This is a genomic window from Pantoea sp. X-Soil-TKNS-1207 (genome assembly GCF_059730485.1).
The window spans coordinates 32,294-58,965 of record NZ_AP035959.1; the positions used below are offsets into that span (position 1 = coordinate 32,294).

The 26,672-nt window shown below is 58.2% G+C and carries 25 protein-coding genes; 13 read left to right on the forward strand and 12 right to left on the reverse strand.

Annotated elements, in window-relative coordinates; genetic code table 11:
• Window positions 1-93: 93 nt before the first annotated feature.
• The 4 genes from AC6I8V_RS20295 to AC6I8V_RS20310 form a co-directional block, all read right to left on the reverse strand.
• Window positions 94-1,191, reverse strand: a complete 1,098-nt coding sequence (locus tag AC6I8V_RS20295) for an NADH:flavin oxidoreductase/NADH oxidase (RefSeq protein WP_497846266.1) — start codon at window positions 1,189-1,191, stop codon at window positions 94-96.
• A gap of 64 nt (window positions 1,192-1,255) precedes the next feature.
• The gene (locus tag AC6I8V_RS20300; protein WP_497846267.1) at window positions 1,256-2,011 is read right to left on the reverse strand and encodes a DeoR family transcriptional regulator; all 756 of its coding nucleotides are present in this window, start codon (window positions 2,009-2,011) and stop codon (window positions 1,256-1,258) included.
• 82 nt (window positions 2,012-2,093) lie between these two features.
• Window positions 2,094-3,356 carry a DUF1479 domain-containing protein gene (locus AC6I8V_RS20305; RefSeq protein ID WP_497846268.1) on the reverse strand — a complete coding sequence of 421 codons (1,263 nt, stop codon included), beginning with the start codon at window positions 3,354-3,356 and terminating at the stop codon, window positions 2,094-2,096.
• A gap of 161 nt (window positions 3,357-3,517) precedes the next feature.
• Window positions 3,518-4,288, reverse strand: a complete 771-nt coding sequence (locus AC6I8V_RS20310; RefSeq protein ID WP_497846269.1) for an AraC family transcriptional regulator — start codon at window positions 4,286-4,288, stop codon at window positions 3,518-3,520.
• A gap of 128 nt (window positions 4,289-4,416) precedes the next feature.
• Here AC6I8V_RS20310 and AC6I8V_RS20315 point away from each other — a divergent pair, with 128 nt between their 5' ends.
• Entirely contained in the window at window positions 4,417-5,196 is a 780-nt protein-coding gene (locus tag AC6I8V_RS20315) for a sulfite exporter TauE/SafE family protein (protein WP_497846270.1), read from the forward strand.
• Window positions 5,197-5,233: 37 nt separating this feature from the next.
• Here the strand turns inward: AC6I8V_RS20315 and AC6I8V_RS20320 are convergent, their stop codons facing one another.
• Both AC6I8V_RS20320 and AC6I8V_RS20325 read right to left on the reverse strand, forming a co-directional pair.
• Window positions 5,234-6,631: a YfcC family protein gene (locus AC6I8V_RS20320; protein ID WP_497846271.1), complete on the reverse strand. Its 1,398-nt coding sequence runs from the start codon at window positions 6,629-6,631 to the stop codon at window positions 5,234-5,236.
• Window positions 6,628-7,764 (reverse strand): M20 family metallopeptidase, encoded by a 1,137-nt coding sequence (locus AC6I8V_RS20325; RefSeq protein WP_497846272.1) that lies wholly within the window; start codon window positions 7,762-7,764, stop codon window positions 6,628-6,630. The genes AC6I8V_RS20320 and AC6I8V_RS20325 overlap by 4 nt, the downstream gene beginning before the upstream one ends.
• Window positions 7,765-7,876: 112 nt before the next feature.
• Between AC6I8V_RS20325 and AC6I8V_RS20330 the strand changes: the two genes are divergently transcribed.
• Window positions 7,877-8,791, forward strand: coding sequence for a LysR family transcriptional regulator (locus AC6I8V_RS20330; protein WP_497846273.1), 915 nt, complete (start codon window positions 7,877-7,879; stop codon window positions 8,789-8,791).
• Between the two features lie 136 nt (window positions 8,792-8,927).
• Complete coding sequence (locus tag AC6I8V_RS20335) at window positions 8,928-9,464, forward strand: DUF4865 family protein (protein ID WP_497846274.1); 537 nt, start codon at window positions 8,928-8,930, stop codon at window positions 9,462-9,464.
• Window positions 9,465-9,476: 12 nt separating this feature from the next.
• Here AC6I8V_RS20335 and AC6I8V_RS20340 read toward each other — a convergent pair whose 3' ends face one another.
• Window positions 9,477-10,145 (reverse strand): O-methyltransferase, encoded by a 669-nt coding sequence (locus AC6I8V_RS20340; protein WP_497846276.1) that lies wholly within the window; start codon window positions 10,143-10,145, stop codon window positions 9,477-9,479.
• 92 nt (window positions 10,146-10,237) lie between these two features.
• Between AC6I8V_RS20340 and AC6I8V_RS20345 the strand changes: the two genes are divergently transcribed.
• Both AC6I8V_RS20345 and AC6I8V_RS20350 read left to right on the forward strand, forming a co-directional pair.
• The gene (locus tag AC6I8V_RS20345; protein WP_497846277.1) at window positions 10,238-10,876 is read left to right on the forward strand and encodes a TetR/AcrR family transcriptional regulator; all 639 of its coding nucleotides are present in this window, start codon (window positions 10,238-10,240) and stop codon (window positions 10,874-10,876) included.
• A 135-nt stretch (window positions 10,877-11,011) separates the two neighbouring features.
• A complete protein-coding gene (locus AC6I8V_RS20350; protein ID WP_497846278.1) occupies window positions 11,012-11,833 on the forward strand; it encodes a Cof-type HAD-IIB family hydrolase in 822 nt (273 codons plus the stop codon).
• A 40-nt stretch (window positions 11,834-11,873) separates the two neighbouring features.
• On the opposite strand, the gene AC6I8V_RS20355 is transcribed toward AC6I8V_RS20350, so the two are convergent.
• Window positions 11,874-12,761, reverse strand: coding sequence for an SDR family oxidoreductase (locus AC6I8V_RS20355; RefSeq protein WP_497846279.1), 888 nt, complete (start codon window positions 12,759-12,761; stop codon window positions 11,874-11,876).
• A 103-nt stretch (window positions 12,762-12,864) separates the two neighbouring features.
• Here AC6I8V_RS20355 and AC6I8V_RS20360 point away from each other — a divergent pair, with 103 nt between their 5' ends.
• Entirely contained in the window at window positions 12,865-13,689 is an 825-nt protein-coding gene (locus AC6I8V_RS20360; protein ID WP_497846280.1) for a helix-turn-helix transcriptional regulator, read from the forward strand.
• Here AC6I8V_RS20360 and AC6I8V_RS20365 read toward each other — a convergent pair.
• A complete protein-coding gene (locus AC6I8V_RS20365; RefSeq protein WP_497846282.1) occupies window positions 13,631-14,062 on the reverse strand; it encodes a winged helix-turn-helix transcriptional regulator in 432 nt (143 codons plus the stop codon). The two genes, AC6I8V_RS20360 and AC6I8V_RS20365, sit on opposite strands and share 59 nt — an antisense overlap.
• Window positions 14,063-14,174: 112 nt before the next feature.
• Between AC6I8V_RS20365 and AC6I8V_RS20370 the strand changes: the two genes are divergently transcribed.
• The gene (locus tag AC6I8V_RS20370; protein WP_497846283.1) at window positions 14,175-15,224 is read left to right on the forward strand and encodes an NAD(P)-dependent alcohol dehydrogenase; all 1,050 of its coding nucleotides are present in this window, start codon (window positions 14,175-14,177) and stop codon (window positions 15,222-15,224) included.
• A gap of 61 nt (window positions 15,225-15,285) precedes the next feature.
• Here AC6I8V_RS20370 and AC6I8V_RS20375 read toward each other — a convergent pair whose 3' ends face one another.
• Window positions 15,286-16,716, reverse strand: coding sequence for a 6-phospho-beta-glucosidase (locus tag AC6I8V_RS20375; RefSeq protein ID WP_497846284.1), 1,431 nt, complete (start codon window positions 16,714-16,716; stop codon window positions 15,286-15,288).
• 18 nt (window positions 16,717-16,734) lie between these two features.
• Window positions 16,735-18,186 (reverse strand): PTS cellobiose/arbutin/salicin transporter subunit IIBC, encoded by a 1,452-nt coding sequence (gene ascF / locus AC6I8V_RS20380; RefSeq protein ID WP_497846285.1) that lies wholly within the window; start codon window positions 18,184-18,186, stop codon window positions 16,735-16,737.
• Window positions 18,187-18,495: 309 nt separating this feature from the next.
• Here ascF and AC6I8V_RS20385 point away from each other — a divergent pair, with 309 nt between their 5' ends.
• On the forward strand, window positions 18,496-19,509 hold the full coding sequence (locus AC6I8V_RS20385) for a LacI family DNA-binding transcriptional regulator (RefSeq protein ID WP_497846286.1): 1,014 nt from the start codon (window positions 18,496-18,498) through the stop codon (window positions 19,507-19,509).
• Between the two features lie 13 nt (window positions 19,510-19,522).
• Here AC6I8V_RS20385 and AC6I8V_RS20390 read toward each other — a convergent pair whose 3' ends face one another.
• Complete coding sequence (locus tag AC6I8V_RS20390) at window positions 19,523-19,888, reverse strand: protease inhibitor I42 family protein (RefSeq protein WP_497846287.1); 366 nt, start codon at window positions 19,886-19,888, stop codon at window positions 19,523-19,525.
• A gap of 270 nt (window positions 19,889-20,158) precedes the next feature.
• On the opposite strand from AC6I8V_RS20390, the gene AC6I8V_RS20395 reads away from it, so the two are divergent.
• The 5 genes from AC6I8V_RS20395 (at window position 20,159) to AC6I8V_RS20415 (ending at window position 26,557) form a co-directional block, all read left to right on the forward strand.
• Entirely contained in the window at window positions 20,159-20,704 is a 546-nt protein-coding gene (locus AC6I8V_RS20395; protein ID WP_497846289.1) for a winged helix-turn-helix transcriptional regulator, read from the forward strand.
• Window positions 20,701-21,744, forward strand: coding sequence for an HlyD family secretion protein (locus AC6I8V_RS20400; RefSeq protein ID WP_497846290.1), 1,044 nt, complete (start codon window positions 20,701-20,703; stop codon window positions 21,742-21,744). Before AC6I8V_RS20395 ends, AC6I8V_RS20400 begins: the two co-directional genes overlap by 4 nt.
• On the forward strand, window positions 21,741-23,291 hold the full coding sequence (locus AC6I8V_RS20405; RefSeq protein WP_497846291.1) for a DHA2 family efflux MFS transporter permease subunit: 1,551 nt from the start codon (window positions 21,741-21,743) through the stop codon (window positions 23,289-23,291). Before AC6I8V_RS20400 ends, AC6I8V_RS20405 begins: the two co-directional genes overlap by 4 nt.
• A gap of 22 nt (window positions 23,292-23,313) precedes the next feature.
• Window positions 23,314-24,591, forward strand: a complete 1,278-nt coding sequence (fabF, locus tag AC6I8V_RS20410) for a beta-ketoacyl-ACP synthase II (RefSeq protein ID WP_497846292.1) — start codon at window positions 23,314-23,316, stop codon at window positions 24,589-24,591.
• A 130-nt stretch (window positions 24,592-24,721) separates the two neighbouring features.
• Window positions 24,722-26,557 (forward strand): methyl-accepting chemotaxis protein, encoded by a 1,836-nt coding sequence (locus AC6I8V_RS20415; protein WP_497846293.1) that lies wholly within the window; start codon window positions 24,722-24,724, stop codon window positions 26,555-26,557.
• The last annotated feature ends 115 nt before the right edge of the window (window positions 26,558-26,672 follow it).

Consider the following 26,672-nt stretch of genomic DNA (forward strand, 5'->3'; position numbering starts at 1 on the left):
TCAGGCGATAATAGCTTCCTGCTGGTGCCGGATGCATTGCATGATCACCAGCAACCCGAGGCCGGTTGACCCGACCTCAGGGGGTTTTAGTGATTAGCGCGCCTTGATACTGCCTTTAACGCCGTGCGGTTCAGAACGCAGATACTGCGGCGGAACATGCACGCTGGCGCCCAATTCAGCGGCCGCATGCCACGGCCAGCGCGGGTCGTAGAGGATGCCGCGCGCCAGCGCGATTAAATCGGCGTCGCCTTCCTGCAACAGATCTTCCGCCATGCGCGCTTCGGTGATCAGTCCGACGGCGATAACCGGCATCGAGGTGATTTTGCGTAACTCACGCGCGAACGGCACCTGATAGCCCGCCGAGACGGTAATTTTCTGCTGTGCCGACAGCCCGCCGCTGGAGACGTGGACATAGGCCGATCCCAGTGCGTCGATTTTCTGGCAGAACTCGGCGGATTGCGGGACGTCCCAGCCACCTTCAACCCAGTCAGTGGCGGAGATCCTGACGCCAACGCCGACCCCGGCAGGGACAGCCGCGCGCACTGCCGCCAGCACTTCCAACGGGAAACGCATCCGGTTCTCCAGACTGCCGCCGTACTCATCCTGGCGTTTGTTCGACAGCGGTGACAGGAACTGATGCAGCAGATAGCCGTGGGCGGCGTGCAGCTCAATCAATTCAAAGCCGATACGTACCGCGCGTTGTGCGCTGGCGACAAAGGATTGTTTGATGCGTGCGAGGTCGTCATGGGAGAGCGTTACCGGTGGGTTTTCGCCGTCATTCATTGGCACCTCAGAGGGTGCGACGGTCTGCCAGCCATCCTGATCCGGCGAAATTTGTTTGCCGCCAAGCCAGGGCGCAGACGTTGACGCTTTACGGCCCGCGTGTCCTAACTGAATCCCCAGACGAATATCGGCGTACTGGCGAATGTCATTGACCACCGTCTGCAACGCGGCTTCCGTTGCATCATCCCACAGCCCCAAATCCTGCGGCGAAATACGCCCTTCAGGTTCAACCGCCGTGGCTTCCACGATCAGCAATCCGGCGCCGGACAACGCCAGATGACCTAAATGGATACGATGCCAGGCTGTGGCGCGGCCTTGCTCTGCTGAATACTGGCACATCGGCGCAATGACGATGCGGTTATCTAATGCAACAGAACCCAGTTGAATGGGGCTAAACAATTTGCTCATTTGCGATTCCTGGTTGTTATGCCGAAGGAACACATCATGCGCTCTGGAGCGAGACGGACGACGATCAATTTGTGCGTTGGGTCACCTGTTCTAAGCGGATACCCGCCCCGGACAAACTTTCTCTGGCGAAATCGGGTATGGCGTCATCGGTGATCACCGCGTCAAAAGGACGCGTCACGGAAAGCGGGTAGGGGTGCACCACGCCAAACTTGGATGAATCGGTGAGCGCGATGGCGTAGGTCGGCTTCTCCATCACCGCATTGACCACATCACACCGCATCATATTTCGTCCGGTAAACCCGGTGTCCTGATGCCAGCCATCCACGCCAATAAAGGCTTTATGGAAATTGATCTGCTGGATACAGAAGCGGGTTAGCGAGCCGACCACCGACTCGCTGCTTTTCTGGTACTGACCGCCGAGGATAATCACCTCGCACTGGGCGTCGCGCAGCAGCTGGGCGATATAGTGGCTTACGGTAATGATGGTCAGATCGCGGCGGCTGGCGAGGCAGCGCGCCAGCAACGCGTTGGTGCTGCCGCCCTCGATAAATACCGCTTCGCCGTCATTGACTAAGGAGGCGGCATGTTCGGCCACCGCCTGTTTGGTGGCATAGCGGGTGCGCATACGCGAACCCACATCATCACTGTCGGGGGCGACCGCCGAACCGTGGACGCGCCGCAGGAAATTCTCGCGTTCAAGCGCGTTAAGATCCTGACGAATGGTGACTTCAGAAACGCCGGTTAACTGCGACAGCTCGTGAACGCTGACGCTGCCGCGTTCGTTCACCAGCTGGATAATCTGTTCGTGTCGGGTATGCATAGGCTTCAGCTACGGCGCGGTTAGGGTAAACGTCGGGCAGTTTAGCAGAACCCTTCCGCCCGGTGCACCGGGCGGAAGTTAATCAGCCCAGGCCAAGGCTGCGTTTGCCAATGGGATTCAGATCCGCTGTGGTGAAGCGCCCCTGCCATGTCTGTTCATAGTCCTCACGCGGGAAGTCCGGCGGGGAGATGCCTTTATCCAGCGCGTCAGCAACCTGTCGGGCATAGCGCAGGTTTTTGTCGCACAGCGGCGCGGCGGGAATATACATGACATTCCCCCAGCCCTGTTGTGATTCGACCGGCGCGACGGAGTGGATCACATCGCAATGCCACCATACCGAGTCGCCCGCCTGCAACGGGGGAATAGAACATAAACCTGCAATCAGATCCGGGTGCCATTGCGCTGAAATCGGCAACACTTTGCCGGGGGCGACGCCGCACAGCTCATCTTCCGGTACGTCGTTGAGCAACGGACGCAGCAGAATATAGGCCATCGCTTCCGGCACCGGCACCACATGCAACAACCCCTGGCCTTTTTCCATATCCGAAAGCGCCGTCCAGCCCTGGAAGGTGCGGAAGGCGGAGCATTTGGTGGTATTGGCCACGTCATATTCATTCACTTCAGTGCGGTGCGCGGCATCCCAGGGATCATAGTCGGCAAACTGATTGGTAAAAATTTTGCGGAACACCTGCTGATAGGCCGGTAACAACCAGCGTTCCAGCGCGCCGGAATCGGTGTGCGCCCCGAGACCGTTAGAGGTGGTGCCCGGCAGACGACGGCGGATGCGGTCCGGGTAGATAATGCTGACGTCAGGATCGAACCAGCTGACGCCACCACTGTTAAATTTCCACAGGCGATTAAGGAAGGATTGCGTCAACGCGATCCCTTCGCTCTGGCGCGCTTCCATCTGCGATTTGGACCAGTAGATGGGATAGATTTCCGGGCGTGAAGCCTCCAGGCTGCCAAAGAAGCTGTCGCCCGGTCCACGGTACTGACGGTCAAAGTCGTTCAGTTCGAGATAATCGAGCATCGCCTTATCCCACGCCAGCGCCTCTTCGCGGGCGAAGTTTTGTTTCACCACCAGGCAGCCACGCCGTTTGATGAAGTCGATTTGCTGCGGAGAAACGTTGTTTTCCGCGATATCGCGCATATTGAGCACCGGCCAGGCGGTGCCCTGTGCGGCTTCATCCTGTTTCGCTTCAGCAATCGCCTGGTTGATTTTGGCTTTAACTTCAAGGAATAAGCCTTCAACATCGCCAATTTGTTCGCGCAGCTGCTGCTTCATCAGACGGATTTGCGCTTGATGATCGTCGGGAAGGCTTACCGAGGTAAAAGAACTGTTCATAGCCGCTCCTGGTCGGGTTGGTGTGTTTCGAATGAATATTTATTAACTTTCATTCGTAAGTCGAAGCGATAATAACAAAGCCGCAACATCGAAAAGTTGCGCGGCTTCACAGATAACCAGGTTTGGGGCAGGCAGGGGAGGGAACCGGACGATCGGCCGTTTTAGCGCGCCGGATGATAAGCGGAGGGCAACTGGCCGGTAACGCGCCGGAACATGGTGGCAAAGGAGGATCCGTTGTCATAACCCAGCGACAGCGCGACCTGGTTCACGGACATTCCCTCCACTAAACGACTCAGCGCCGCTACCACGCAGGCGCGCTGACGCCAGTCAGAAAATGACATGCCGGTTTGCTGCAAAAAATGGCGGCGGAAGGTGCTCTGGCTCATAAATAACGCCGTGGCCCAGCGCTGTGCGGGATCGTGAATCGACGGGGCGGCAATAAACCTCTGGCACTGCTCCAGCAGCAGCGGATGGCGGGGCAGGGGAATATCAAATTCGCGTACCGGCATCGCGGCCAGCTCCTGCAATAGCAGGGCGACCAGCAACGTATCGCGCGTCGAGGTATACAGCGGCTCCAGCGCCACCGCTTCAATCAACAGTTGTCTGAGGAACGGTGAAACCGTCATCACCTGACAGCGCTCGCGGCTGTGCAGACCCTGGGCGCTGCGCGGTTCGATATACAGGCTGCGGGTAGAGACGCCGATAAAGGTGACGCTGTGGTCGGTTGCGGGTGGGATCCATACTGCGTGCTGGGGCGGCACCGTCCAGTTACCCGACTGGGTTGTCACATGCATCAGGCCGGTCGCGCCATAGAGCAGCTGCGCGCGCCGATGGCGATGCGTGGGTAAGACGTAGCCTCCCGGATAGTCATTCCCCACCGCGACGACCTCGCGTTCAAGGCCATCATAATCATCGATATGCACGTTGCGCATAAATCCCTGCCGTCCTGCAAGTTGACCGATTCGCAAGGGTAAATGAGCGCTGTGGAAATGTGAAGCCAGCACGCAAACTGTCAGACTTCCCGCCTCACGGGCAACTGCCCTCAGCACAGGGATTATCAGTGAACGACCTTATCATCATTATTCTCGCCGGTTTTGCTACCGGGATAACTACCGTACTTTTTGGTTTCGGCGGCGGATTTGTTGTGGTGCCTTTTGTCTATCAGTTGCTGGTGCGCCAGCAGGCGTTAACCGGCAATGCCATGCATATCGCGGTGGCGACCTCGACGGCGGTGATGGTGTTCAATGCCGGATGGGCCAGCGTGCAGAACTGGCGGGCGGGCAGGCTACGCAGGGAAATGTTGTTTCCGCTGGTGGGGTTTATCGCCTGCGGCGCGCTAGCGGGTTCGCTGCTGGCTGGCCTGATGGCGGATGCGGTGGTTAAGCTGCTGTTTGTGATTTACCTGCTGATCACGCTGGCGGATTGCCTGCTGCGTCGCGGGTTTGTGCAGCGCCCGGCGCAGCGACGACTATCCGCCTCTACCCTGAGCGTGGGCGGCGTGGCGATTGGCATCGTGGCGGCGTTACTCGGCGTTGGCGGCAGCGTGATGACCGTGCCCCTGCTGCGGCGACACGGCTATGCCATGCGCGACTGTGTCAGCGCGGCCAATCCGTTGTCGCTACCGGTGGCGGTGTGCGGCGCCATCACCTATAGCCTGAGCGGATACCCGATGAGCGGCTATCTGGGGTTGATTAATCTGCACATTCTGGCGTGGCTTATCGTGGCGGGCGTGGGCGGCATTCTGTTCAGTCGGCGCTGTATCCCAGCGGTGCCCGATATCTGGCATGCCAGGGTATACATTTTGCTGCTGTTTGGGGTGCTGGTGGCGATTGTGGTGTGAACGGGTGCGCAGCGGCGCGCACCCGTTCCGTTACGCCTTAAAACGGTCCCCACTTGATCGCTACGCCCACCAGCAGCATCACAACACAGATGCTGAACCAGACGGCGACCAGCGGTGCGATAAAGCGCAGCCATTTCCCAAACGGGATACCGGCGGTCGCCAGTACCGCCATCAGCACGCCAGAGGTTGGGCTGATGCAGTTCACAATCCCTTCGCCCAACAGCACCGTCTGCACCGTTACCTGACGCGTCAGGCCGAGGTTGTCGCCCAGCGGGGAGAAGATGGGGATCAACACCGCCGATTCTCCGGAACCGGACGAGATGCCGAAGTGGATCAGCGCCGCGCTGATAAACATGCCGATGGCAGCCACTTTTTGCGGCACCGGAGCCAGCAGATCGGTGAGGAAGCCGACAATCGGATCAAGCACATGACCCTGTTGCAGCACCAGCGAAACCGCGCCTGCCAGGCCCACAATAAAGCCGCCTTTCACCAGGCCGGAACAGCCGGACAGGAAGGTATTGGCGATATCTGACCCCGACATCCGGCCAATCAATCCCACCACAATCGCCAGCAGGATAAACATCGCGGACATCTCATTGGTGCCCCAATGATAATGCACGGCACCGCCGATAAAGATCATCAGCGCCAGCGCACAGGTGGTAAGGATCAGCTTGTGGCGTGCGGTGACAACCAGCGCCTCCGCGTTGTTTTCCGCCTGTTTCGGGCGCAGATTCCCCGCCAGACGTTCTTTACGCACCGACCAGATCAGATAGCCCATCGCGCTCAGCACAAACATCAGGCAGGTCAGTCCGCGCAGCAACATGCCAGAGAACAGCGGCAGCTGCGCCAGATGCTGCGTCAGGCCGGTTGTTGCCGGTCCCAGTATCGACACGTTAAACCCGGCGGCACAGGAGAGATAGACCAGCGCTGCCCCGAGCATCGGCGGCAGACCCAGCGAACGCGCCACCAGCAGCCCGATGGGCACAAAGGCCACCACGGCATTGACCACCGCGCCGGTGGTGCCAAGAATGGCGAAAATCACACCAAAGATCAGAATGATACGCGTATCGCTCAGGCGGGTGCTGCGCGACAGCGAGTTCAGCGCGGTGGCAATAGCGCCGGTAGATTCAACCACCGCCAGTACGCCGCCGGTGAATAAAATCAAAAAGATAATTGGCGCCGACTTCACCATGCCGTTGGCAATGGCCGTGAAGATCTCCAGCGGATAGACGCCGGACTGCGGCACCGCATGAAGGCTGCCTTTCACCGCAAACTTGATACCTTCACGGATTTCATAATCAAACGCGCCTGCCGGGATCAGCCAGGTCGCCACCGCCGCGACCACCAGCATAATAAACAGCAGCAGATACGGGCTTTGACCAGCCGGGCGCGGCGCAGGCGCAGGGGCAGACTGCGCGATATGTAACTGCGTCACGTCGTCGCTCCTTCTGCGGCGATGATGCCTGCCACCAGCGCCGCGCGGGGCGCGATGTTGGCGATAATGATGTGTTCATGGCGGGCATGGATACCGGCGCCGGTCGCACCGAGGCCATCCAGCGTCGGCAGCCCCATTGCCGCCGTGAAGTTGCCGTCACTGCCGCCGCCGACAGATTTGCCTGCAACCTCAAAGCCGAGCGCCTGAGCCACCTGCTGCGCACGTTCCAGCAGCCGCTGCGAAGCGGGGGTCTGGCGCATCGGCGGGCGGCCCTGCTCACCCTTCACCTGCAACACAATACCCGGCATCACCGGTTGCAAATTGATGATCGCCGCGTGGATGCGCTGCGCCTCTTCCTCGCTGGTGACGCGGGTATCAATACCCAGCTCTGCATGGTCGGCCACCACATTGATGCGATTGCCGCCATTGGCGATGCCCACGTTCACCGTGGTGCCGCGTTCCGGCGCATTCAGGCCATGCAGAGCGTGGATTTGATGCGCCATCTCCTGCACGGCGCTGATACCTTCTTCAGGATTGTTGCCCGCGTGGGCCGCCTGTCCGGTGATCACGATGTCATAACGTCCGGTGCCTTTGCGCGCCACCTTCAGCGCATCGCTGCCCGCAACCGCCGGTTCCACCACCAGCACCTGCTGTGAACCCGCGGCGTTGTGGCAAATCCACTCGCTGGAGCTGGGGCTGCCAACTTCTTCATCGCTGTTGCACAGGAACACCACGCGTTTGCCGGTTAAACCATCCAGCTGAGCCAGCGCGCGCACCGCCCAAATCGCCTGCACCAGTCCGGCTTTCATATCGAGGATGCCGGGGCCAAACAGCTTGCCATCCTCTTCACGCAACGCTAATTCGCCGTGATCCCAGACGGTGTCGAAGTGACCGATGATGGTGGTCTGCGGGCCGCTATCACCCAGCGCAAAACGCAGGTGATTGCCATAGTGCGGCTGAACGTCCACGTCCGCGCTGATACCGAGACGCTCGCGGAACAGGCTTTGCAATACCTCGCCGCAGCGATCCACCGCAGCCTTGTCTAACGAAGGTGATTCCGCCTGCACGAGTCGTTTGATATCGCCCAGAATCTCGTCGGCGTGCTGCTGTAAGTAATTTTTTATGTTGTTCATTTATAAGTTCCTGCCTTTGTCCAGCGCGCAGTATGCGCAGAAAAGTCATCGTATAAAAAGCAGGTGGGAATGGTAGAATTGTTGCCCTGAGAGCAACGGATAAGCGTAACTTATGACGATGGTCACATATCCAGAAAAAGCGATAAGTTATTTGTATGAAGTGGGGATGCACGGCGGGATTCGTCGGGCGGCGGATGTGCTGGGAATCAACCCTTCGGTGGTCAGCCGTCAACTCTCGCTGCTGGAACGCAGTATGCAGTTACCGCTGCTGGAGCGACGCGGCCGTAATGTGGTCTTAACCGAAGCCGGTAAGTTGCTGGCCGATGATTATGCGCAGACCACGCAGCGCCGCAAGCTGCTGGAACGACAGCTGCGCGATCTGCGCCATATGCGCGGAGGGTCGGTGACGCTGCGCATCGGACAGGGGATGGTGGAAGAGGTCGTTACCCATGTACTGAAGGAGTTTTCCATCGCCTGGCCTGGCGTTTTTATCGATATCAGTTCCGGCGATATGCAAACCACCGTTGACCTGATTATGCGCGGCGAAGTCGATATGGCGGTGGGCTTTGGTACCGCCGGTCCGCCGGGACTGAAGACCCACAGCGTTGATCGCGGACCGATTTGCGCCATTGTTACCCCGGAACATCCGATTGCTGATTATCCTCAGGTCAGCGTGGCGGAACTCACCCAGTACCGGTTGATCGCCATGAGCGACAGTTTTGGCCTGCAACGCTATCTCAGCGCTATTTTCAAAAGCGAAGGCCAGGTATTTGCCCCGGCATATTGCTGCAACCTGTTCTCCAGCGCATTGTCGCTTTGTCAGGCCGGCCTGGGCATTGCCTTTATGACCGCGCAGGCCGTCCCGCAGTCACTGCTGCAACAGGCGTTAAAGGCGGTGCCGATTGATCACCGTATCGCCCGCGAGAGCCAGAGCCATCTGCTGCGCAGCGGCGACCATCGTTTCACCCCCGCGGCCAGCTATCTCTGGCAGCTGCTGTGTAACTATTTTTATGCGACAGAAAATTAACGGGCTGTGGGCAGGCTTCCGGCCGGTGGGATTATCATCCTGTTTTTCGGGACTCTTAGTCCTGTTATTTATGATTTTATAAATCGTCGCGCTTTTTTATCTTCCTGCTGACAATCACAACAGTAAGGATAAAACCATGCTCGCGATGCAATACAGTTTTACGCTGCCTGCCGATTACGATATGGCGATCATTGAACGCCGGATTGCTGAGAAAGGCCATCTGATGGATGGCTTTCCGGGTCTGCTGTTTAAACTCTATCTTTATGCCGATCGGGCTGATTTATTGACTGCCAGCCATGAAAATCTGTATGCGCCTTTTTACCTCTGGCAGGATGAGGCAAGTATGCACCGCTTTCTGCTCGGCGAAGGCTTTAAGGCGCTGACGCAGGCATTTGGCTGGCCCAGCGTTAAGGTGTATCCGGTTCTGGCGGCCTCCCTGCCGTCAGCACCGACTAAGGCGCATTTTGCCGCGCGCCACATCAGTAGTATCCCTGCCTATAGCGACTTGTCTGAACTGCAACAGCTGCCTGAACCGGGTGGCGCGTTATCACAGGTTCTGGCCTGGGACCCGCAGCACTGGCAGCTTATCCGGCTGAGTCTGTGGCAGAACCTTTCAGGTGAGCGTCGCCCGCAACAGCAGCATTACCGGATAGGTCACATTTCTCTGCCGTAATTTTCTTTAGCATCATGCCCCGAGCCACAGCGACACCTCCACATCGCCACCAAAGGGCAGCGACAGGAAGCCTCCTTCGACGGCGCGGACGCGGGCCAGGTACTCCGGGCTGTAATCCGCGTCATCGGCGATGATCAGCGCGCCCGGACGCAACCTTGCTTCCACCAGGTGCAGGATCGCCGGATAAAGCGCCTTCGCGCCGTCCAGCACCAGCATATCGATCGTGGCCGGTAAGTCAGTTGCCAGCGTTTGCAATGCGTCACCGGCGCGGACTTCAATCAAATCACTGACGCCTGCATCGGCAAAGTGATTACGCGCCAGCGCCACTTTGGAGGGTTCAAACTCGCTGGTGATGACTTTTCCACCGCCGTTATCGCGCAACGCAGCGGCCAGATGCAGCGTGGAGATACCGAACGACGTGCCAAACTCAACAATATTTTGCGCTTTGCTGCTGCGCGCCAGCAGATACAGCAGCTGGCCGGTTTCACGCGAGACCGCCAGCGGCACCTCCTTCAGCTGCGTGTAGAGTTCGGTATAAGCGGTTTTGCTGGTCATCAGCCGGGTTTGTTCCTCCTCAGACAGCGCGGCAAGAGCTGCATTGCTGGCAGGCGTGATGTTGTCGGCCAGTTCAAACAGGTAGCGTAATAATGGGGCGAGGGGAGCCGAGGTTAAGGTATTCATCGATATTGTCCTGTGCAGATGAGTAGATTTAAGCCGGTGATAAGAATACGATGGATTAATCGCATTTCACTATTCGCGTTCAGGAGAGGACGATGACGGAACGTCGTAACAAACTGATTTTAGAAAGGAAAAAACCAAAGCAGGCTCGCTCCAGCGAGCTGGTTTCAACCATCCTTGAGGCCGCTACTCAGGTTCTGGCGCGGGAAGGCGCAACGCGTTTTACCACCGCGCGGGTGGCGGAACGGGCCGGGGTGAGTATTGGATCGCTGTACCAGTATTTTCCCAACAAAGCGGCAATTCTGTTCCGCCTGCAAAGTGAAGAGTGGCAACGCACCGGCGGGATGCTGGCGGCTATTTTACGTAACCCTGAGCGTTCAGCGGCGCAACGCCTGCACGATTTAACCCTGGCGTTTTTACAGTCGGAGTGTGAAGAGGCGGCGATGCGCACGGCGCTCAGCGATGCCGCGCCGCTGTATCGTGATGCGCCGGAAGTGCAGGAAGCGCGTGCCGCTGGTGAGCATATCGTCAGCGATTTTCTGCGCGAACTGCTGCCGCAGTTACCTGATGACGAACGTGAGCGCGCGGCGGACCTGATCAACTGCACGCTGGGCAATGTCGGCAAGCATTTTTCGGAAACGCCGCGCACCGCCCAGGAAATTGAAGCCTATGCGCACGATATGGCGACCATGTTCTGTGCCTGGATCAGGGAAAAAGGGGCAGAAATACAGTAAATAATGGTCTGGAAATCTCTGAAAGCGGTCAGCAAACTCATTATTCACATTCTCAATAATCCACACCGCGAGTAAGCTTTATAAAAACCTTTAACGCCGGACGGATTCGACGGCGCACAGATACGGGAGAGCAAAATGGCAGTGAAGATGATTGCGGTTGATATGGATGGCACTTTTCTGGATGACAACAAGCAGTACAACGCCCAGCGTTTTCTGCGTCAGTACGCGTTGCTGAAAGAGAAGGGTGTCCGCTTCGTCGTTGCCAGCGGCAATCAGTATTATCAGCTGCTGCGCTATTTTCCTGAAATAAAAGATGAAATTGCCTTTGTGGCGGAAAACGGCGCCTGGGTGTCGGACAGCAACGAAGAAATTTTCTGCGGCGAGCTGGCGCAGGAGCGTGTGCATCAGGTCCTCGATATTCTGGCGAAAGAACCGGAGATCAGTACCGTGGTTTGCGGCCGTAACGGCGCTTACGTCCACACCTCAATGCCGGATGAGGTGATGGCGATGCTGGCTAATCATTACCATCGTCTGGAAAAACGCGACAATCTCTACGATATCGATGACACCATTTTCAAGTTCTCGCTCAATCTGGCCCACGAAGGGGTTGATGCGCTGATGGAGCGTCTGCATACCGAGCTGAACGCGATTGAGAACATCATGCACCCGGTTTCCAGCGGTTTCGGTTTTGTCGATCTGATCATTCCTGGCTGCCATAAGGCGCACGGTATCGCGCTGTTGCAGGAGAAATGGGGCATTGATGATTGCGAAGTGCTGGCGATTGGCGACAGCGCCAATGACCTCGAAATGCTGCGTCAGGCGTGCTACAGCTTTGCGATGGCGAATGCGGCGGCCCCGGTTTGCGCCGTGGCGCGCTACAAAACCGAAAGCAACAACGATGAAGGGGCGCTGAACGTGATTGCGCGCCTGCTGGCGCGCGAGTTCCCGTTTGGTTAATGGTATGGCGGGTGCGCATTGCTTATGCGCACCGCTCCCTTTAACGGAAATAATCCGTTTCACGCATATCCTGCAATAACCCTGCGCCGCGCGGTTGCCAGTTAAACGTCTTACGCGTCCAGGCGCTGGACGTCAGATTATCGGTGGCGGCAAAGCGCGCCATCCAGCCCAGCCAGCTTTGTGCTTCCTCCACCGTCAGGCTTTTCACCGGCAACGCTAAGCCTGCGCCAATGGTGGTGGCAATCTCACGGAAGGGGATGCCTTCTTCCTGCACCGCATGCAAAATCGCCCCCGCTTCGGCCTGTTCCGCCGCGAGGCAAAATAGTTCGGCCGCATCATCGCGATGCACCGCTGGCCAGCGATTGTCACCGCTATCCACATACACCGCCGCGCCTTTCTCCTGCGCCAGATTGATCAGGATCGGGATAAAACCGTGATCGCCAGCGCCATGTACCGTCGGCGGCAAGCGTACCAGCGCCACCCGCACCCCTTGCTCCGCCAGCGCCAGTGCCACCACGTTAGAACCGGAACGCGGATGTACCCCCGCCACCGGTAGATCCTGCTCCGTCGCCATCCGCCCCGGCGCCACCAGCGCGGTGCCGGAGGTGACAATCAGCGGCCGGTTTGAACCCGCCAGTTCTGCCCCCATTGCCACGATCGCCTGCTGATCGACCGCCGCCGCGTGATCCATGCGGCTGAAATCATGGATATAACCGGTATGGATCACGCCGTCGCTTTGCTGCACGGCGGCGCGCAGGCTGGCGATATCCTCCAGATCGCCGCGTATCACCGTGACACCCTGCTGTTGCAGCTTCTCTGCCGACGCGGCGCTGCGCGCCAGTCCCAGCACCTGATGACCGCGGGCATGGAGTTTTTTTACAATGGCCGAGCCGATAAAGCCGCTCGCGCCGGTCACAAAAATTCGCATAATCGTGCTCCTCACTGGCTGTTGATAAGCACTATGATAAAAGCCTGTCGCGCGGCGAAAAGTCGTGAGCTTATACGGGTATGGCCACTAACAGGATAAAACCATGACGATGCAAGACGACAATCTGCTGGGCAATTATCTGCGTGAACGCCGCCAGCGGCTGGATGCGGCAAAGCTCGGCTATCCGATGCAACGCCGTCGCACGCCGGGCTTACGCCGGGAAGAAGTGGCGGTGCGCGCCTGTGTCAGCACAACCTGGTATACCTGGCTGGAGCAGGGCAGGGGCGGTGCGCCGTCAGAAGTGGTTTTGGAACGCCTGGCGAAAGCGCTGGAACTGAGCGCAGCGGAGCGCGATCACCTGTTCCTGCTGGCGCAAAATCGTCTGCCGGGCGTCACCTGGCAGGCGGGGGTGAGCGTATCGCCCTCACTGCAACGGGTACTCGACAGTATGCCAACCACGCCTGCGCTGGTGAAAACCGCCGAATGGCAGGTGGTGGCGTGGAACCGTGCGGCCACCAGGGTATTTGTTGATTACGCCGAGCTGCCGCCCGCGCAGCGCAATATCCTGCTGATGATGTTCCGTGAGGAGCAGATGAAAAAGCGCTTACCCGAGTGGGAGAGCGTCGCCCGTGGCATGGTGGCGAATTTCCGTGCCGACGTGGCGCGCACCGGAGCCAGTGAGCATGTACGCGCACTGGTGGAGGAGCTGAGCGCCATGAGCGAAACTTTCCGCCGTCTGTGGCAATCGCAGGAGGTCAGCCATCATGGCGAAGGCATCAAGCAGCTGTGGCTGCCGGACGAGGGGGTGCTGGAGCTGGAATACAGCACCTTCGCCGTCGAGGGCAAACCGGGCCTGAGCCTGGTGGTATTTAATCCGCGTCTGGAGCGCGATCGGGCCTGCATAGCCCGTCTGATGGCGCGTCCGTAGCGGCGCGATAGTGCGCTGCCATCGCATCCAGCGCTGCCTGATTTTCAAGTCCCCATTGATACATCTGTTCAATGGGCGCGGCAAAGGTCATGCCGAGCGGCGTCAGGCGATAATCCACCTTCGGCGGGATCACATCGTAAACATGGCGGGCGATCAGTCCGCGCTGTTCCAGCTCTTTTAGCGTCTGAAACAGCATTTTCTTGGAAATTCCCTGCAAACTGCGTTGTAGCTCCCCGGTGCGGGCGCGATGTCCCGGCCAGTGATACAGCGCATGCAGCACCATGCTGTTCCATTTTTGCGAAAAAAGATCCATCAGGCGACGCGGTGGCGAATCCGCGAAGAACATCAGTTTGCCGTCTACCCAGGCGGGCATAGGTTTATCTCCCGGTATGGTTACCAAAAGGTAACTACTATCAATTCCGAACCGTCTTCACTATAGTCTGCCGCCTTTACTCAGCCATTGCCAGTTCGCTTATGGAGGCGCAATGAAAATCAACGCGTTAGTCGCACCCCACGCCACGCAACCCCTTACTTCCGGCCAGATCGCGCTGCGCAGCGTGCAGGCGCAGGATGTCAAAATCGACATTCTTTACTGCGGCGTATGCCATTCCGATCTGCATATGGCGCGCAATGAATGGGGCGTGAGTCGCTATCCCCTGGTGCCGGGCCACGAAATTGTCGGACGCGTTGTCGCCACCGGCGCAGACGTCAGCCGCTTTAAGGTGGGTGATGTGGTTGGCGTCGGGGTGATGGTCGATTCCTGTCGCACCTGCCATTTCTGCCAGCAGCAGGAGGAGCAATATTGCGAGGTGGGATTCACCGCCACCTATAACGGTATCGACAAATATACCGGCGACAGCACCTGGGGCGGCTATGCGCAAAGCGTGATCGTCGATCAGGATTTTGTGGTCGGCGTCCCATCGCAGCTGGCGCTGGCAGGGGTTGCCCCGCTGTTATGTGCGGGCGTCACGGTCTGGTCTCCGCTACGTCATTTCAAGGTGAAAGCCGGAGACCGGGTCGGTGTCGTCGGTTTAGGCGGCCTCGGTCATATGGCGGTGAAACTGGCGAGCGCGATGGGCGCGGAAGTGACGCTGTTTACCACTTCCCCGGAGAAGGGCGCAGACGCCCGCCGTTTAGGGGCGCAGCAGGTGGTGGTTTCGCGTGATGCGGCACAAATGGCCGCCTGCCAAACCTCGCTGGATTTGATTCTGGATTGCGTCGCGGCCCCGCACGACCTGGACCCGTACCTGGCGACGCTGAGAACCAATGGCAAACTGGTGCTGGTGGGGATTCCCGATCAGCCGCACCCGTCGCCAAACGTCACGCCGATGGTTTTCCGTCGTCTGAGCATCAGCGGCTCATCGATTGGCAGCATTAAAGAAACGCAGGAGATGCTGGATTTCTGCGGTGAGCACAACATCACGGCGGATATTGAATTGATCGCCGGTGAAGCGATTGAAACCGCGTTTGCGCGTATGTTGAAGGGCGATGTGAAGTACCGTTTCGTCATCGATATGCAGGCGACACGCTGGTAAGTCTGAAGACTCCCTGCCGCGAGCGGCAGGGATTTCAGGCTGAAATCGCCAAAAAGTCAGGCTAATCCAAATCCCGGCCATTGCTGGCAATCACTTTTTTATACCACCAGAACGATTTCTTACGCGTTCGGTTCAACGTACCTTGCCCCTGATCATCCCGATCGACATAGACAAAGCCATAGCGTTTACTCATTTCGCCGGTTGATGCCGCGACCAAATCGATACATCCCCAGGTGGTGTAGCCGATAACCGGGATGCCGTCATCGATGGCCTGAGCCATGGCAAAGATATGTTCTTTGAGGTAGCTGATGCGGTAATCATCATTGATTTCGCCCTCTGCGGTGACCTCATCGCGCGCGCCCAGGCCGTTTTCCACCAGAAACAGCGGCTTCTGGTAGCGGTCGTACATCATATTCATGGTGATGCGTAGCCCGAGAGGATCGATGCCCCAGCCCCATTCGCTGCGAGTGATATGCGGGTTGGTGAGCGATTTCACCACGTTTGCCGCGCTGCTGTTTTGCTCGTTCATCTGCGCCGACGCACAGCGCGAGGCGTAGTAACTGAAGGAGACGAAATCCACGGTGTTTTTCAGGATCTCCGCATCCCCGTCTTCCATCTGAATCTTCACGCCTTTCTCGCGAAATACGCGCGCCGAGTAAGAGGGATATGCGCCTCGTGCCTGAACATCGATAAAGAACAGGTTTTCACGATCTTTCTCCAGCGCAGCCCACACATCCTCCGGCTTGCTCGACCAGGGGTAGAAATTGCCGCCCGCCAGCATACAGCCCACCTGGTTTTGCGGGTTCACCTCATGGGCGATGCGCGTAACCAGCGCACTGGCGACCAGCTCATGATGTGCCGCCTGATATTTCACCTGTTCAGGATTTTCGCCCGCTTCAAACACCAGACCGGCACCGGAAAATGGGCTATGCAGCAGGATGTTGATCTCGTTAAACGTCAGCCAGTATTTCACCAGACCATCGAATGCGGTAAAGCAGGTGCGGGCGTAGCGGGCAAAAAACTCGATCATTTTACGGTTGCGCCACGAACCATATTCGGTGACCAGATGCATAGGGACATCGAAGTGGCACAGCGTGACCAGCGGCGCGATGCCGTATTTTTGACACTCTTCAAAGACAGCGCGATAAAACGCGATGCCCTCGGGATTGGGCTGCAACTCATCGCCATTCGGGTAGAGACGGCTCCAGGCGATAGAGGTGCGAAAGACGGTGAACCCCATCTCCGCCATCAACGCGATATCTTCTTTGTAGCGATGATAGAAATCGATGGCATCGTGGCTCGGATAGAATTCATCCTCGCGCAGCGAGAAACGTTTTTCCAGGCCCAGTTTCACCGGCATACGGTGCTGACCGTGCGGGATCATATCCACGGTGGTCAATCCCTTGCCGCCTGCCAGATAACCCCCTTCCGACTGATTAGCCGCTAACGCGCCACCCCATAAAAATCCCGCAGGAAATGTCAGTTCAGACATGAATAACCTCAATTTTTTTCAATTAACCGGCGTTGACAGTTTCACGCCATCCGTCGCTGGTGGTGATGTTTTTTCGCCAGGGTTCGTTACCGGGATATCTTCAAAACCCAGCATCAGGGTCAATACAAATGACAGCACTACCGACAAAATCATTACGCCGCCGACCCAGACAATGCTCATTGGATTGGCGGGATCAAAAAATTGCACGCTGGTGAACAGGCCAGGAGAGGCCATCGAATGGCTGGCGAGGCCGCCAATCCCCGCTACGGCACCGCAGATAAATCCGCTGATCAGGCTGGCGATCAGCGGACGCTTCAGACGTACCGCAACCCCGTACAGCGCCGGTTCCGAAATACCGGCAACGATGGCGGATGCGGCAGCGGCCAGCGCCGTCTGACGTAATTCAGGATTGCGGGTTTTGAAGGCCACCGCCAGCGAGGAGCCGCCGAGCGAAAGGTTAGCGCCAATCTCCGAGGGCATCACCATGCCTTCCTTGCCGGTTTCAGCGATGGTCTGAATGATGGTGGGTGTGAACACCCGGTGCATACCGGTCATCACCAGCAGCGGCCAGAGCGCGCCCATAATCGCCACCGACAGCCATCCCAGGTAGCCGTGGATGGTGTAAACCAGCGCGGAAATCCCGCTACCAATCCAGATGCCCAGCGGGCCAATCAGCACAATGGCTATCGGCGCGGCAATCAACACAATCAGCATCGGTTTGAGGAAGTTTTTCGTCACCGCCGGGGTGATGCGATCGACGATATGTTCGATATGCGACAGAATCCACGTCATCACCAGCGCCGGGATAACCGTGTAGGTGTATTTGACGGCGGTGACGGGAATATAGGCAAATTCAACCGCCTGGCCCTGGGCGGCTTTCGCCATCAGATCGATAAAGTTGGGGTGGACCAGCACCCCGGCAATGGCGATGGCCAGCGACATATTGGTTTTAAATTTCAGTGCTGCCGAAGCCGCCACCATGATCGGCAGGAAGAAGAACGCGCCGTCGCCAATCACATTGAGGATGACAAGCGTTGAGGAGCCTGCCTGAAACACGCCGGTCATATTGAGGATCATGGCGAGCAGTTTCACCATCGAGCCACCGATAATGGCGGGGATCAGCGGTGACATGGTGCCGACCAGCGCATCAAGAATGCCCGCGCCGATGCGCTTCAGGGTGATCCTGCGTTTTACCGCGTCAGCTGCCGGGGCCACGCCGGGCATCCCGAGTTTCAGAACTTCCTGGTAGGCCTGGCTGACATTGTTGCCAATGATCACCTGACACTGCGCATCGTTATGCACCACCCCCATCACGCCAGGAATGGCCTTTAAGGTCGCGGTGTTGATGCGTTCGCTCTCTTTCACCACAAATCGGAGGCGGGTCATGCAATGGGTGACGGCTTCGATGTTATCGGGTCCGCCTAGCGCATCGACGATGGCGCGGGAGACTTCGGCATAATTCTTCGGCATGGAATAGTCGTCTCTTATCAAATAGGTATCGTTTTGACCGGCGCGCATCTGTTGTTGTAGGGACAGAAGCAACCTGCCATCAGCGCAGGGAGGCAGCGCGCTGGGTTAATTTCTCACCATGAGAAACCGGTTTCACAAAATCATGAAGCGATCTTTTGCGCCTAACAAGAGATTTAAAATTGGGTTTTAAAAAATGTGACACGTATCAATATGAACGGAGAGCGAAATCAGGGCTAAGCTGTTAAAAATTTCCCAATCAATGAGTACCTTAGTTACACTGCAACCCGGACTGAGTGAGATGAGATAACCATGGCGACCATTCTCGAAGTGGCAAAAAAGGCGGGCGTTTCTAAAGCGACGGTGTCACGCGTGTTGTCGGGGAACGGCTACGTCAGCCAGGAAAAGCGTGAACAGGTGCTACAGGCTATCGCTGAGACCGACTTCCGGCCCAATCTGCTGGCGCGTAATCTTGCGGTCAAATCCACGCAAACCATTGGTCTGGTGATCACCAATACGCTGTACAGCGGCAATTACTTTAGCGAACTGATGTCGCACTCGGCGCGCCTGATGGAGCAGCAGGGACGTCAGCTGATCCTCGCCGACGGCAAGCACAGCGCGGCCGAGGAGCGGGCGGCCATTCAGTTTCTGCTGGATTTGCGTTGTGATGGCATCATCATCTATCCCCGTTTTCTCTCCATCGACGAGATGGATGACATCATCTCCCAACATAAACAACCGATTCTGGTGATTAACCGTCGCCTGCGGCAGCATCATAGCTACTGTATCTATGCCGATCAGAAAGCCACCAGCGCCCAGGCGGTGCATCAGCTGATTGCGTTGGGGCATCGCGACATCGCTTTTATCACCGGATCGCTCGATTCCCCCACCGGGCTGGAACGACTTTCGGGTTATAAAGCGGCGCTGGCGGAGCATCAGATTCCGCTACAGGATGCCCTGATTATCGAGGGTAAATGGCATGCGCAAAGCGGCATGGCGGCGGTTGCCGCACTGCTGGCGACCGGGCGTCATTTCACTGCCGTTATCGCCAGCAATGACGAAATGGCGATCGGCGCGATGAAGCAGCTAGCCACCGCCAACGTGGCCGTTCCGCAGCAGGTCTCGGTGGTGGGCTTTGATGATATTCCCCTCGCGCCTTACACCATTCCGTCGCTCTCCAGCATGAAACTCCCGGTGACGGAAATGGTGCAGGAGACCATCGAACAGCTGGTGTCGATGCTCGACGGTGGCGAAATTGGTCATCGCAAAAGTTTCAATGCCAGCCTGATGATGCGGGAATCCATCGGGCCGGGTCCGCATGGTTAAGCTGCAATCCGCCTCACCTGACCACGACATTCATCACGCGATTTTTCACGGTGGCCGTGTCCCACGGGCGTCCATAAAGGAGTTCAATCTTGCCGGAACCGGGACGCACGCCTTTAAAACGGAAGATCTGTTCGCCACCGCATCCGGTTTGTCCTGGCTTGCACTTGCCAGAGCGACGCACGTCGATGGAAACCAACATCAAAGGCGCAGGCAGCGTGCGCAGCATCCAGGAATAACCGGTGCTGGGATTGGCTGGCAGCGCCACCTCAAATTGTTCACCCCTTTTCAGCGTTTTGGACATGCTGGCGGCATCTGCTGTGGCCGCCGCCGCGGTTAATACCAGGCACAACGCGGCGCCTGTCACACACCTCAACTTCATGATAATGCCCCTCTCTCAACGGCTTCTCTCTCTCTGAACATAGCACTGCCGCCAGCAAAGGTAAGGGGTTCTGCTGGGATAATTTTGCGCAACCTAGTTACAACATACTATTAGTTGATTCCGTCACGGCGCCAGGCCCGGCGACAGATCGGGTCAGTAGCAGTTAATTGCGCCCCCTTAGCACGCCGAGCGGTGGTAAAAGGAGTAACTTGCATTTTGCAAGTTACTGTGGAAATCTGTGCGCATCGAACGCTAATCCGAGCCAGCAACATGAAAAACGAACCGCTATGCAAAGCCCCTTGTCCGATTGCGCGCAGCCTTGGGCGCATCGGCGATAGCTGGAGCATCCTGATCCTGCGCGATGCCTTCGCCGGGTTTACCCGTTTTGATGAGTTCCAGAAAAGCTCGGATATCGCGCCCAACATCCTCTCCCGTCGCCTGAAAGAACTGGTGGAAGATGGCCTGCTGGAAAAGGTGTGCTACCACCGCACGCCGCCGCGTTACGAATATCATCTCACCGAACTGGGGCGTGACTTCAGGCCGGTATTGATGGCGCTGGCCGAGTGGGGCAGCCGCCATTTCTCGCCGGAAGGACGGCAGATGCAGCTGGTGGAAACCGAAACGCAGCGCCCGGTACGCGCAATTATGGTCGACAGCGAAACCGGTGAGCCAATCAGCGTGGAAAAATACGCGATGGTGCCAGGACCTGCGGCGGGAGCCGGTCTCATCTACCGTCATGAGTACCTGAAGAAAAAACGTGCCGGTGAAGCCGCGCTGAAATTTATGCCGCAAACGGCAAAAGGCGATGCGCCATGAAAGCCATTGCTAACAAACGCCTGCTGATGCTGGGCGCGGTGGTAATCGTACTGCTGCTGGCGGCCGGGTATAGCCTGTGGTGGTGGCAATCCGGCCGCTTTATCCAGTCAACGGATGATGCCTATGTCGGCGGCGATATCAGCGCGATCTCCGCCAAAGTGGCGGGCTACGTGCAGGAAATCGCGGTGCAGGACAATATGCAGGTGAAACAGGGCGATTTGCTGGTGCGCCTCGATGCTCGCGATTATCAGGCTGCGTTAATGAAAGCCAGCGGTGAAGTGGAGGCGCAGCAGGCGGCGCTGGCCGATATCGATGCCACGCGGCAGTTGCAGCTGGCGACCATTGCCGGTTCGGTGGCGGCCGTCAATGCCGCGCAGGCCATGACGGAAAAAACCGCTGGAGACAGCCGTCGCTACGGCGCGCTGGCGCAGACTGCGGCGGTCTCGGTGCAGACGCGCGAATACGCCCAGGCGGATTACCACCAGGCGGTGGCGCAGGAAAGCAAAGCGCGCGCCGATAAAAGCGTGGCTGAACGTCAGCTGCGGGTACTCGACGCGCGCGAACAACAGACGCAAGCGGCGCTGACGCAGGCCCAGGCGGAGCTGGAAATGGCGCGACTCAATCTTGGCTATACTGAGATCCGTGCGCCATTTGATGGTGTCATCGGCAACCGCCGCGCCTGGTCTGGCGCTTACGTCACCAGCGGCACGCAACTGTTGTCGCTGGTGCCGTCGCAGGGACTGTGGGTGGATGCCAACTTTAAGGAAAACCAGCTGGCGCATTTGCAGGCGGGACAATCCGCGAAGATCGTTGCCGATGTGTTTCCTGGCCGTACCTTCACCGGGCATATAGTCAGTCTCTCTCCGGCGACGGGCTCTCGCTTCAGCATCCTGCCTGCGGAAAACGCCACCGGCAATTTCACCAAAATAGTCCAGCGCGTGCCGGTGCGTATCGCGCTGGAAGGCGATGCGGCGAAGCTGGGACTGCTGCGACCGGGTCTGTCGGTCACCGTGACGGTTGATGAGAAATCCACTCCATGAGTAGCCAGGTTGCGCTACCGACGCTGGAAATGCCGGTCAGCAAGAAGGTCATCGCGTTTGCCACCATGTGCATCGGCATGTTTATCGCGCTGCTGGATATCCAGATTGTCTCGGCCTCGCTGCGCGATATCGGCGGTGGTCTGTCGGCGGGCGACGATGAAACCGTGTGGGTGCAGACCAGCTACCTGATTGCCGAAATCATCATCATTCCACTCTCCGGCTGGCTGGCGCGGGTGATGTCAACCCGCTGGCTATTCGCGGCCTCGGCAGCGGGGTTTACCCTGATGAGCGTGCTGTGCGGCTGGGCGTGGAATATCCAGAGCATGATCGCCTTTCGCGCCTTGCAGGGACTGGCGGGTGGCTCGATGATCCCGCTGGTCTTCACCACCGCGTTCGCCTTCTTTCAGGGAAAGCAGCGAGTCATCGCGGCCGCAACCATCGGCGGCCTTGCATCGCTGGCGCCCACTCTCGGTCCGACGGTGGGCGGCTGGATTACCGAACAATACAACTGGCACTGGCTGTTTTTCATCAACGTGCTGCCCGGCCTCTACATCACGCTGGTGGTGCCAATGCTGGTGAAAATCGATGAGCCGGATACCTCGCTGCTGCGCGGCGCGGATTACCTCAGCATCCTGCTGCTGGCGGTGTCGCTGGGATGCCTCGAATATACGCTGGAAGAGGGGCCGCGCTGGGGCTGGTTTGACGATCAGACATTGACCCTCACCGGCTGGCTGGCGCTGATTTGCGGGGCGATGTTTATCATCCGCACGCTGCGCCATCGGCAACCGGTAATGGATCTGCGCGCCTTAAAAGATCGCACTTTTACCCTCGGCTGTTATTTTTCCTTTATGGCTGGCGTGGGCATCTTCGCCACGATCTATCTGACGCCCCTGTTTCTCGGCACGGTACGCGGCTTCAGCGCGCTGGAGATTGGGCTGGCGATCTTCTCCACCGGCCTGTTTCAGGTTCTCTCTATCCCGTTTTACTCCTTTCTGGCGAATCGGGTCGATTTGCGCTGGCTGCTGGCGTTCGGCCTGATCGCCTTTGGCGTGTCGATGTACAGTTTTGTGCCGATAACCCATGACTGGGGCGCGGATCAGCTGCTGCTGCCGCAGGCGTTTCGCGGCATGGCGCAACAATTCGCCGTGGCGCCAACGGTAACGCTCACGCTGGGCAGTCTGCCGCCGTCGCGTCTGAAACAGGCCTCCGGCCTGTTTAACCTGATGCGCAATCTTGGCGGCGCGATCGGCATCGCCCTGTGCGGCACCATCCTGAACAATCGTACCAACCTGCATTACAGTCGCCTGGCGGATCATCTCAACAGCGCCAGCCTGACGCTGGGCGATTTTATGCAATCCTCAACCGCAGCACTGACTCGCCAGGGCTTTAGCCCCGATGCTGCACAGACCGCCGCGCTGAAGAACCTTGCGGCACTCACCCTTCGCGAAGCCAGAACCCAGGCTTTTGCGGACGCTTTCTGGCTCATCATGATCGGATTTTTTATCGCCGCGCTGCTGGTGCCGTTTATGAAAGTGCCAAAAACCTAGCCATTTTTTATCTGGAGATCATATGGATATCTCATTAAAGCGCATTGTCGTCACCGGCATGGGCATTGTCAGCCCATTAGGTTGTGGCGTGGAACACGTCTGGCGCGCCCTGGTGAAAGGGCAATCCGGCATCAGCCCCTTGCCGGACGCCACCGCGGAAGATATTCCCTGTAAAGTCGCGGGGCAGGTGCCCTCGGTGGAGCAGGACCCGCAGCATGGATTCGATCCGCTGGCGGTTATCCCGGCGAAAGAACGTAAGAAAATGGATCGCTTTATTGAGTTCGCGCTGGTCGCCGCCCATGAAGCCTTAACCCAGGCTAACTGGTTTCCCCAGCTGGAGGCATTACGCGAGCGCACGGCAACGGTCATCGCCACCGGCATCGGCGGATTTAACGAAATCGCGGCGGCGGTGGAAACCACTCAGGCTCGCGGCCCGCGTCGCCTGTCACCATTCACCGTACCCTCATTTCTCGCCAATCTGGCGGCCGGGCATGTCTCCATCGCCCACGGTTTTCGCGGCCCGATTGGCGCACCGGTCACGGCCTGTGCTGCCGGTGCTCAGGCGATTGGCGATGCGGCCCGCCTGATTCGCAGCGGCGAGGCGGATATTGCCTTATGCGGCGGCAGTGAAGCGGCGATTCACCGCGTCAGCCTTGGTGGATTCGCGGCGGCCAAAGCGTTGTCCAGCGGCTTCAACGATCAACCCACCAGCGCCTCACGTCCCTTTGATCAGCAACGGGATGGTTTTGTGATGGGGGAAGGGGCCGGGATGCTGGTGATTGAATCGCTGGAACATGCGCTGGCGCGAGGCGCCACGCCGCTGGCGGAAGTTGTCGGCTATGGCACCAGCGCGGATGCCTATCATCTCACCGCAGGACCGGAAGATGGCAGCGGGGCGCGCCGGGCGATGGAGGCGGCGATTCGTCAGGCGGGCATCGAGGCGACGGATATTCAGCATATTAACGCCCACGCCACCTCGACCCAGGTAGGCGACAAAGGCGAGCTGGCGGCGATTCGCGCGTTATTTGCTGACAGCCCGGTGGCGATCACCTCTACCAAGTCGGCCACCGGCCATCTGCTGGGCGCGGCGGGCGGGGTCGAGGCGATCTTCAGCATTCTGGCGCTGCGTGACCAGCTGGCGCCCCCCACGCTCAACCTGCATCAGCCGGACGAAGCAGCTGCCGATCTCGATCTGGTGGCGCTGACCGCGCGCCCGATGCCGATGGAGTTCGCGCTCTCCAATGGGTTTGGCTTTGGCGGCGTAAACGCCAGCCTGATCTTTAAGCGCTGGCACGACTAGTCTCCCTGTCGGGAGCGCCTTTTGCGTTCCCGACAGGCTTTTTGTGCGTCTGGCAATAAACAATTCCTTAACCGCACCGATAACCCCTTCAGCAAACTCAACCAAAACAATAAACGCAGGGGTGGGAAACATGGGATTGGTATCACGATTGCGGAATGTGCGCATCACGCGAAAATTGTCGGCAGGATTCGGCATTGTGTTACTGCTGGTGGCGCTGGCTACCGGGCTAAGCGTGCAGCGCTTTAATGCAATTCATAACATCTACCAGAAAACGAACCTGATTTATGACATCAACATCGAGGTGTTTCAGGCAAAAATTAACCGCCTCAAATACCTTTATGGCGATGATCAGTCTGGCGCGGTGATGGCAAAGTTTGTCACCCACGCGCAACAACTGACAGAAGATGCCAAAAAGATCCACTGGTCAGACGATGCTAAGCCGCTGATTCCGCAAGTTGCCGCCCATCTGGCTGAGTTTCAGCAGCGGATCGGTGATATGACGCGGGCCACGCAGCAGCTCAACGGTCTGCGCACTCAGCTCGACACGATCAGCCAGCAGGACACCACCTCACGCTACACCCAACTGATCCGCACCCCGGTCACCAACCCGGAACTCACCAACCAGATTTACGACCAGCTGTTTGCCATCAGCAACGTGCGCGAAGAAGCGCTGGCGCTGCGTTTTAACGTCAGCGAGCCGTTGCGTAACGCGCTGGAAAAACATTTCGGCCAGGCGGAGCAGGGGATGAAGGCGTTGCTGGCGCAGCTGCCGCCGGAACAACAGGGCGGCTTTAACGCCTTGTGGCAGGATACCGAACGCTTTAAAGATCTCAGCCTGCAAGCGGTACAGGCCTATGGTCAGCTGCGCAGCGCCGAAAATGGCGTGAAAGTCGCAGGTGATCAAAGCAGCGCGGCGATTAAAAAAATCATCGATATCGTCAAAGCGGCTAACGAAGACCTGGCCAACGGTTCTACCAACCTTGCGCTGTTGATTGGCGGGCTGGCGATTCTGTTTGGCGTGCTGGTGGCCTGGTACATCATCCGCCAGATCACCCAGCCGGTGTTTCATAACCTGGAACTGGCGGAACGCATTGCCAGCGGCGATCTCAGCTCGCAGTTTGCGACCGATCGACGTGATGAACTCGGCAAGCTGACGGCGGCGATGGGCAAAATGAATGAACGGCTGCGCAGCATGATTGGCGATGTGCTGAGCAGCGTGAATAGCGTGTCGCAGGCCGCCAGCGCGATTAATCAGGGCAACCTTGATCTGTCGTCACGTACCGAGCAGCAGGCGGCTGCGGTGGTGGAAACCGCTGCCAGTATGGAGCAGCTGACCGCCACAGTGAAAAACAACGCCGAGAACGCGCGCCAGGCGAGTCAGATCGCTGCCGAGGCAACGCGTAACGCCAATCAGGGCGGCGTCGCGGTGCGCGATGTGGTCAGCACCATGGGTGAAATCTCCGAAAGCTCGAAGAAAATTGCCGACATCACGGCGGTGATCAACAGCATCGCCTTCCAGACCAATATCCTGGCGCTGAACGCCGCCGTGGAAGCCGCGCGTGCCGGTGAGCAGGGCCGTGGTTTTGCGGTGGTGGCGAGCGAGGTGCGTAATCTGTCGCAGCGCAGTTCCCAGGCGGCGAAAGATATCGAGCAGTTGATCAGTGAATCGGTTAGCCGTATCAGCAACGGCCATCAGCAGGTGGCGCGCGCCGGTGAAACCATGGAGCAGATCCTGGGCAGCATCGCGCGGGTGAATGAAATCATGGAAGAGATTTCTGCCGCTTCCGATGAGCAGAGCCGTGGCATCGAGCAGATTGCCCGTGCCGTCGGCGAGCTGGATACCACCACTCAGCAGAACGCGTCGCTGGTGAGCGCCTCGTCGGTCTCGGCGAATTCACTGGAAGAGCAGGCGGTAATGCTGGAACGTCTGGTGGCGCAGTTCCGTCTGCAAGGTATTGCGCGCTAACGAAAAAAAACATCGCAGGCCGTGCAGACGCGGCCTGCGATGTCTGTTTTGTCTGCAATGTGTAAAAAATTTGTTCTCTCTTAACTAAACAAGGGAAAAAATCTTAAAAAAAACG

What these genes read in the sequence shown, in the direction of transcription:
- AC6I8V_RS20390 (WP_497846287.1), bottom strand. Translation starts at nt 19,888, where the DNA reads ATGAAGTTGAGGTGTGTGACAGGCGCCGCGTTGTGCCTGGTATTAACC.
- AC6I8V_RS20300 (WP_497846267.1), bottom strand. Translation starts at nt 2,011, where the DNA reads ATGCATACCCGACACGAACAGATTATCCAGCTGGTGAACGAACGCGGC.
- AC6I8V_RS20415 (WP_497846293.1), top strand. Translation starts at nt 24,722, where the DNA reads ATGGGATTGGTATCACGATTGCGGAATGTGCGCATCACGCGAAAATTG.
- AC6I8V_RS20345 (WP_497846277.1), top strand. Translation starts at nt 10,238, where the DNA reads ATGACGGAACGTCGTAACAAACTGATTTTAGAAAGGAAAAAACCAAAG.
- fabF (WP_497846292.1), top strand. Translation starts at nt 23,314, where the DNA reads ATGGATATCTCATTAAAGCGCATTGTCGTCACCGGCATGGGCATTGTC.
- AC6I8V_RS20375 (WP_497846284.1), bottom strand. Translation starts at nt 16,716, where the DNA reads ATGTCTGAACTGACATTTCCTGCGGGATTTTTATGGGGTGGCGCGTTA.
- AC6I8V_RS20305 (WP_497846268.1), bottom strand. Translation starts at nt 3,356, where the DNA reads ATGAACAGTTCTTTTACCTCGGTAAGCCTTCCCGACGATCATCAAGCG.
- AC6I8V_RS20340 (WP_497846276.1), bottom strand. Translation starts at nt 10,145, where the DNA reads ATGAATACCTTAACCTCGGCTCCCCTCGCCCCATTATTACGCTACCTG.
- AC6I8V_RS20355 (WP_497846279.1), bottom strand. Translation starts at nt 12,761, where the DNA reads ATGCGAATTTTTGTGACCGGCGCGAGCGGCTTTATCGGCTCGGCCATT.
- AC6I8V_RS20400 (WP_497846290.1), top strand. Translation starts at nt 20,701, where the DNA reads ATGAAAGCCATTGCTAACAAACGCCTGCTGATGCTGGGCGCGGTGGTA.
- AC6I8V_RS20405 (WP_497846291.1), top strand. Translation starts at nt 21,741, where the DNA reads ATGAGTAGCCAGGTTGCGCTACCGACGCTGGAAATGCCGGTCAGCAAG.
- ascF (WP_497846285.1), bottom strand. Translation starts at nt 18,186, where the DNA reads ATGCCGAAGAATTATGCCGAAGTCTCCCGCGCCATCGTCGATGCGCTA.
- AC6I8V_RS20360 (WP_497846280.1), top strand. Translation starts at nt 12,865, where the DNA reads ATGACGATGCAAGACGACAATCTGCTGGGCAATTATCTGCGTGAACGC.
- AC6I8V_RS20350 (WP_497846278.1), top strand. Translation starts at nt 11,012, where the DNA reads ATGGCAGTGAAGATGATTGCGGTTGATATGGATGGCACTTTTCTGGAT.
- AC6I8V_RS20325 (WP_497846272.1), bottom strand. Translation starts at nt 7,764, where the DNA reads ATGAACAACATAAAAAATTACTTACAGCAGCACGCCGACGAGATTCTG.
- AC6I8V_RS20335 (WP_497846274.1), top strand. Translation starts at nt 8,928, where the DNA reads ATGCTCGCGATGCAATACAGTTTTACGCTGCCTGCCGATTACGATATG.
- AC6I8V_RS20295 (WP_497846266.1), bottom strand. Translation starts at nt 1,191, where the DNA reads ATGAGCAAATTGTTTAGCCCCATTCAACTGGGTTCTGTTGCATTAGAT.
- AC6I8V_RS20310 (WP_497846269.1), bottom strand. Translation starts at nt 4,288, where the DNA reads ATGCGCAACGTGCATATCGATGATTATGATGGCCTTGAACGCGAGGTC.
- AC6I8V_RS20365 (WP_497846282.1), bottom strand. Translation starts at nt 14,062, where the DNA reads ATGCCCGCCTGGGTAGACGGCAAACTGATGTTCTTCGCGGATTCGCCA.
- AC6I8V_RS20385 (WP_497846286.1), top strand. Translation starts at nt 18,496, where the DNA reads ATGGCGACCATTCTCGAAGTGGCAAAAAAGGCGGGCGTTTCTAAAGCG.
- AC6I8V_RS20330 (WP_497846273.1), top strand. Translation starts at nt 7,877, where the DNA reads ATGACGATGGTCACATATCCAGAAAAAGCGATAAGTTATTTGTATGAA.
- AC6I8V_RS20395 (WP_497846289.1), top strand. Translation starts at nt 20,159, where the DNA reads ATGAAAAACGAACCGCTATGCAAAGCCCCTTGTCCGATTGCGCGCAGC.
- AC6I8V_RS20370 (WP_497846283.1), top strand. Translation starts at nt 14,175, where the DNA reads ATGAAAATCAACGCGTTAGTCGCACCCCACGCCACGCAACCCCTTACT.